We start from the raw sequence: 5,988 nt of genomic DNA on the forward strand, positions 1-5,988 counted from the left end.
CTGCGATAAAGAATGACCTCTGAGTCACCACTGACGAACGGTCATCATTTCCCGTGAGCAAGGTCATCCGCCGAGGTTTTTGGAGGTGCCCTTGTGTGCCGATGAGCATCAACCGCCAGGTTCGCCTAGGCGACTTTCTTTTCACCGGAGAGTAACGAGGAATCCATGAAGGTTCTTGTAGCTGTCAAACGCGTTGTCGATTACAACGTGAAAGTTCGCGTCAAGGCGGACAATTCCGGCGTCGATCTTGCTAACGTCAAGATGTCGATGAACCCTTTCTGTGAAATCGCCGTGGAAGAAGCTGTACGCCTGAAAGAGAAAGGCGTGGCGACTGAAATCGTCGTGGTTTCCATCGGCCCGACCACTGCCCAAGAGCAGCTGCGTACTGCCCTGGCACTGGGCGCCGACCGCGCCATCCTGGTCGAGTCCGCTGAAGAGCTGACCTCCCTGGCCGTTGCCAAGCTGCTCAAAGCCGTTGTCGACAAGGAACAGCCTCAGCTGGTGATCCTTGGCAAACAGGCCATCGACAGCGACAACAACCAGACTGGCCAGATGCTGGCTGCGCTGACCGGTTACGGCCAGGGCACCTTCGCCTCCAAAGTCGAAGTGAGCGGCGACAGCGTGGCTGTGACCCGTGAAATCGACGGCGGCGCACAGACCGTTTCCCTGAAACTGCCTGCCATCGTCACCACCGACCTGCGTTTGAACGAGCCGCGCTACGCGTCGCTGCCAAACATCATGAAAGCCAAGAAGAAGCCGCTTGAGTCGGTCACTCCAGAAGCTTTGGGCGTTTCCACCGCCTCCACCAACAAGACCGTCAAGGTTGAAGCACCGGCTGCTCGCAGCGCGGGCATCAAGGTCAAGTCGGTGGCTGAACTGGTCGAGAAACTGAAGAACGAAGCGAAGGTAATCTGATCATGACTATCTTGGTAATCGCTGAACACGATAACAAAGTCGTGGCCCCGGCCACCCTGAACACCGTGGCTGCCGCCGCTAAAATCGGTGGTGATATTCACGTACTGGTTGCAGGTCTTGGCGCTGGCGCCGTGGCTGAAGCCGCTGCGAAAATCGCTGGCGTGAGCAAGGTTCTGCTGGCCGACAACGCGGCCTACGCGCACCAGTTGCCGGAAAACGTTGCCCCGTTGGTTGCTGAGCTGGGCAAGGGCTACAGCCACATCCTGGCGGCTGCCACGTCCAACGGCAAAAACATCCTGCCACGCGTTGCTGCGCAGCTGGACGTCGATCAGATCTCCGAGATCATCTCGGTAGAAAGCGCCGATACCTTCAAGCGTCCGATCTACGCCGGTAACGCCATTGCCACCGTGCAATCGACCGCTGCAATCAAAGTGATCACCGTGCGTGCCACCGGTTTCGACCCGGTTGCTGCTGAAGGTGGTTCGGCTGCCGTTGAGGCTGTGGCCGCTGCTCACGATGCAGGCACTTCGAGCTTTGTTGGCGAAGAGCTGGCCAAGTCGGACCGTCCTGAGCTGACGGCTGCCAAGATCGTCGTTTCCGGCGGCCGTGGCATGCAGAACGGTGACAACTTCAAACACCTGTACGCCCTGGCCGACAAGCTGGGTGCCGCGGTCGGCGCTTCCCGCGCGGCCGTCGACGCAGGTTTCGTACCCAACGACATGCAGGTCGGCCAGACCGGCAAGATCGTTGCGCCACAGCTGTACATCGCCGTCGGTATCTCCGGCGCGATCCAGCACTTGGCCGGTATGAAAGACTCCAAAGTGATCGTTGCGATCAACAAGGACGAAGAAGCACCGATCTTCCAGGTGGCTGATTACGGCCTGGTGGCAGACTTGTTCGAAGCTGTACCTGAGCTGGAGAAGCTGGTCTAAACCAGCGGCTTCACTTATAAAGAGCCCGGTCCTTGTGACCGGGCTTTTTTTTGCTGCCTCTTTTTAGAACATCGGAGAGCTTCGCCATGGAACTGCGCCCCTGGGCCTTACTGCTGGGCCTCACGCTGCTGCCAAGCCTGGCGCTGGCTGCTGGCAAATGTGAGCGCCTAGTGATCACCGGCAGCCCGGACGCACCGCCTTTGCTATGGCGTGACCCTCAGGACCCGACGCACCTGATCGGCGCCACCGCTGATGTGCTGCAACAAGTGGGCAAGGACCTTGGGCTGAAAATCGACCTGCTTTATGGCGGCAAACGCTCCTTGGCCCTGGATGAAGTCCGCAGCGGACGCATGGACATACTGGCCGATGCGCCGTTGAACGTGGGTGAGCTGGAAACCCTCGATTACATTCACCCGGCATTGGTGCAGATCGATTATCTGGTGTGGACCCGCAAGGATTCGCCCCTGATCTACACCACCGCAGCAGACCTGCACGGCCACAAGGGGGCGGTGTCAGAACGTGCCCGGCTGAGTGCAGGTTTTGAAACGTTTGCGGGCCAGCAGTTGAGCCTTCAGCGCTTTCCCAACCTGACGCCCGCCTTCCAGAAATTGCTGCTCGGGGAAGTGGACTACGTACTTGCCGGACGCTATTCCGGGATGGCCATGGCTCAGAGCCTGGGCATGAGTAACGATCTGATTGCGCGCGAAGTCCCCGTCGACCAGCCTGGTTTGTACCTGGCGATTTCCCATAACTCAGCCTGCAATGATCCTTGGCTGCGCGGACAGCTGGCCAAAAAGATGACAGAATTGCTCACGTCCGATGTCGCGTACACCGCGTTGCAGCACAATCTTGAGCGTTGGAAAGCGCAACTGCAGCAGCCCGTCGGCACCTCAGCAAAGTAAGGATTTACAGTGAATCTTCGACCTCTTTTCGCGGCCCTCGCCGTTGTCGCTCTGGCGGGATGTGCAGCTGATCCTGCGCCGAATGAACAAATCCGCCTCACCCAGCAAGCCCTGGAGCAAGCCAGCGCCGTGGGGGCCAGCACCGATCAATCGCCTGAGCTGAAGCTGGCTGAAGACAAGTTCGCCAAGGCCAAGGCCGACATGGCTGACCAATCCTACAAGGCGGCGCGCATGCAGGCAGAACAGGCCGAGCTGGACGCACGCCTCGCCGAAGCGCGGATTCTGACCCGCAAAACCCAGGAACAACTGAACGTGCTCAATACCCGCATCACTCGCCTGCGCAAGCAATTGCAGTTGGGAGAAGCCCAATGAGCCCGATCATCCGTAGCTTGAGTTGCGTGCTGCTGTTGGGCAGTGCCGCCCTGGGCGGTTGCGCCAGCCAGCCCAATAGCGAGCAGGCGTTGCAGCAGGCCGGCAATGACTTCCAGAAGGTCAAGGAAGACGCCAACGTGCTGCGTTTCGCGCCTAAAGACGTGATTCGCGCCGGTGAATCCCTGGCCCGTGCCGATCGCTTGTCCAGTTACTGGGGCAGTGGTGCCGATGTCGTGCATTACGCTTACCTGAGCCAACGCTACAGCGCGATTGCACGGGAACACACCGAGCAGGGCCTTAATGCCGAACGCGGTACCAAGCTCGAGCTGGAGCGCCAGCGCCTGCAACTGGCGCTGCGTGAAAGCAAGCTGGCCAGTGTGCAGCAACAGGGCAAGTGGCTTGAGCAGCAAATCGCCAGCCTGACTACCACCCAGACAGACCGCGGCCTGGTGATGACCCTGGGCGACATGCTGTTCGACACCGGCGAAGCCGAGCTGGAGAACTCAGCCAACCGCACGGTGCTGAAAATCGTCCAGTTCCTGCAACTGAACCCCCGCCGCGTGGTGCGCATCGAGGGCTATACCGACAACACCGGTGGCGAACAGGAAAACCTCAAGCTTTCTCGCGACCGTGCGCAATCGGTGGCCGATGTGCTGATGGACCTGGGCATTGATGAAAAACGCATCCAGGTCGAAGGCTATGGCGACCAGTATCCCGTGGACGTGAATGCCACCGAACGTGGCCGTGCGCAGAACCGTCGGGTAGAGATCGTCTTCTCTGATGAAAAAGGCCAGCTGGGCGCTGCCCGCTAAAGCCTGGCGCAGCTCAAAGTGTGGGAGGGGGCTTGCCCCCGATAGCGGTAGTTCCAGTCAATATATTCGTTGACTGATACTCCACCATCGGGGCAAGCCCCCTCCCACATTTGGTTCGGGTTACACCCTTACAGTTTTTTCTATCACTGCCGCCCGCGCTCGACTATTGTGGCAACTGTCCCCGTACACTTCTAAACTGTGCCGGTATGTTTCACACAAAAATAAAATACCCGTGAAATCGAGTGCTGCGTCATGACCAATCTGTTGCTTTACCAGCGTATTGCCCAGCAACTGGCTGAGGACATCCGGCGCGGTGTCTATCAACCGGGGGAGCGCGTGCCCTCGGTGCGCAAGATGAGCTCCCAGCTCAATGTCAGCCATGCCACGGTGTTGCAGGCCTACGCCAACCTGGAAGACCAGGGGCTGATCCGGGCGCGGCCACAGTCGGGCTATTACGTGCACCAGACACCCGCACTGACGGCGCCCACGCCAGACATCGCACGGGTCGAGCGACCAGGGTTGGTCACCCGTAGCAGCATCATCCAGCAGGTATTGGTGGAGTCGCGCCGCGAAGGGGTGTTTCCGTTGGGGGCGGCGGTGCCGAGTGTCGACTACCTGCCGGTGCGTGCACTGCACCAGCAGTTGGCCAAGGTCACGCGCTTCCAGAGCCCACGGGCGTTCAGCTATATGTTCAGCCCGGGTTTCGAACCGTTGCGCCGCCAGGTGGCAATTCGCATGCGCGATGCCGGCGTGGTGGTGGACCCCTCCGAAGTGGTGATCACCCACGGCTGTGTGGATGCGTTGCAGATGTCACTGCGGGTGCTTACGCGTCCCGGTGATTTGATCGCCGCCGAATCCCCCACCTATTACGGGTTGCTGCAACTGGCCGACCTGTTGGGCCTCAAGGTCATCGAGATCCCCAGCGACCCCGCCACCGGCATGAGCCTGGAGGCCCTGCAACTGGCGGCGAACCAATGGTCGATCAAGGCCTTGGTGTTGACCACCCGCTTGAGCAACCCTTTGGGCGCGACCATGCCTGAAGAGCGGCAGAAACAATTGCTGCGCCTGGCCTCGGATTTCGATATCCAGATCGTCGAAGACGATATCTACGGCGAACTGATGTTCGAAGTCGGCCGCACCAAGGCATTGAAAGCCTATGATCGCCTCGATCGAGTGATCTACTGCTCGAGTTTTTCCAAGACATTGTCGCCCGGTGTGCGTATCGGCTGGATGATCGCCGGCAAGTACCAGCAGGAAATCCAGCGTCTGCAGATGTTCAGCACCCACTCTGCCTGCAGCGTCACCCAGATGGGCGTTGCGGCGTACCTGGAGAACGGTGGCTACGACCGGCACCTGCGCTATATCCGCCAGGAGTACCGTAAGAATCTCAGCGCGTTCCAACTGGCCGTGCAGCAGTATTTCCCCGAAGGCACGCAGATGACTCGCCCAACCGGTGGCTTTATCTTGTGGGTCAGTTTGCCCGGGCGGGTCAATACCCAGGAACTGCACGTGCGTGCGCTGCAACAAGGCATCAGCATTGCACCGGGGGTGATCTTCAGTAATACGGAACAGTTCAACCACTGTATTCGCCTCAACTGCGGCACGCCATGGAACCGTGAGGCGGAACGCGCACTGATGACCCTTGGGATGCTCGCCAGCCAGTTGTGCCAGGAAACCGCAGCAGGCTTTTGAGGTGTGCAAAGGGGCAGTTTGACAGCATGGCGGATCACCGCGCTTGTCATGCCGCGTACAACAAGCGAGCATATGGCTTTCTGCCGTTAATGCTGTTGGCGATATGACCTCTATTTTTCGTGTTGTTTGGGTGGTTGGCCTGTTAAGCCTGTGTAACGTCGGCGCTGCGCTGGCCGCGGCGCCCGTGACTGAAACCAGGCCTGTCGCCCAAACTCAGCAGAAGACCCCAGCAAAGAAGCCTGCCCCCGCCAAAAAGAAAGTCGCGCCAGTGAAAAAACGTGCGCCGGTCGCCAGCAAATCCAAGTCGGCCCACGAAGTGGCCCAGACCAAGTTGCCCCCGGCGCATTTGGACCTGTCCCTGCC

The 5,988-nt window shown here is 59.5% G+C and carries 6 protein-coding genes and 1 pseudogene; all 7 read left to right on the top strand.

Annotated elements, in window-relative coordinates; translation table 11 throughout:
• The first annotated feature begins 165 nt into the window (after positions 1 to 165).
• Positions 166 to 915 carry an electron transfer flavoprotein subunit beta/FixA family protein gene (locus ACRESD_RS06785; RefSeq protein ID WP_028617555.1) on the top strand — a complete coding sequence of 250 codons (750 nt, stop codon included), beginning with the start codon at positions 166 to 168 and terminating at the stop codon, positions 913 to 915.
• Between the two features lie 2 nt (positions 916 to 917).
• Positions 918 to 1,847 (top strand): electron transfer flavoprotein subunit alpha/FixB family protein, encoded by a 930-nt coding sequence (locus ACRESD_RS06790; RefSeq protein WP_431750226.1) that lies wholly within the window; start codon positions 918 to 920, stop codon positions 1,845 to 1,847.
• An 86-nt stretch (positions 1,848 to 1,933) separates the two neighbouring features.
• A complete protein-coding gene (locus ACRESD_RS06795; protein WP_431750227.1) occupies positions 1,934 to 2,749 on the top strand; it encodes a substrate-binding periplasmic protein in 816 nt (271 codons plus the stop codon).
• 9 nt (positions 2,750 to 2,758) lie between these two features.
• Positions 2,759 to 3,121: a DUF4398 domain-containing protein gene (locus ACRESD_RS06800; RefSeq protein WP_431750228.1), complete on the top strand. Its 363-nt coding sequence runs from the start codon at positions 2,759 to 2,761 to the stop codon at positions 3,119 to 3,121.
• Entirely contained in the window at positions 3,118 to 3,933 is an 816-nt protein-coding gene (locus ACRESD_RS06805; protein ID WP_431750229.1) for an OmpA family protein, read from the top strand. The genes ACRESD_RS06800 and ACRESD_RS06805 overlap by 4 nt, the downstream gene beginning before the upstream one ends.
• Before the next feature lie 252 nt (positions 3,934 to 4,185).
• The gene (locus ACRESD_RS06810; protein WP_060756270.1) at positions 4,186 to 5,625 is read left to right on the top strand and encodes a PLP-dependent aminotransferase family protein; all 1,440 of its coding nucleotides are present in this window, start codon (positions 4,186 to 4,188) and stop codon (positions 5,623 to 5,625) included.
• Between the two features lie 103 nt (positions 5,626 to 5,728).
• Positions 5,729 to 5,988 (top strand): annotated as a pseudogene (locus ACRESD_RS06815) (translation initiation factor 2); the annotation flags it as partial.

It is taken from the genome of Pseudomonas sp. (genome assembly GCF_050739995.1).
Lineage (GTDB): Bacteria > Pseudomonadota > Gammaproteobacteria > Pseudomonadales > Pseudomonadaceae > Aquipseudomonas.

Excerpts from the sequence above, each read along its gene's own strand:
- ACRESD_RS06785 (WP_028617555.1), top strand. The coding sequence starts at position 166 with ATGAAGGTTCTTGTAGCTGTCAAACGCGTTGTCGATTACAACGTGAAA.
- ACRESD_RS06790 (WP_431750226.1), top strand. The coding sequence starts at position 918 with ATGACTATCTTGGTAATCGCTGAACACGATAACAAAGTCGTGGCCCCG.
- ACRESD_RS06795 (WP_431750227.1), top strand. The coding sequence starts at position 1,934 with ATGGAACTGCGCCCCTGGGCCTTACTGCTGGGCCTCACGCTGCTGCCA.
- ACRESD_RS06805 (WP_431750229.1), top strand. The coding sequence starts at position 3,118 with ATGAGCCCGATCATCCGTAGCTTGAGTTGCGTGCTGCTGTTGGGCAGT.
- ACRESD_RS06810 (WP_060756270.1), top strand. The coding sequence starts at position 4,186 with ATGACCAATCTGTTGCTTTACCAGCGTATTGCCCAGCAACTGGCTGAG.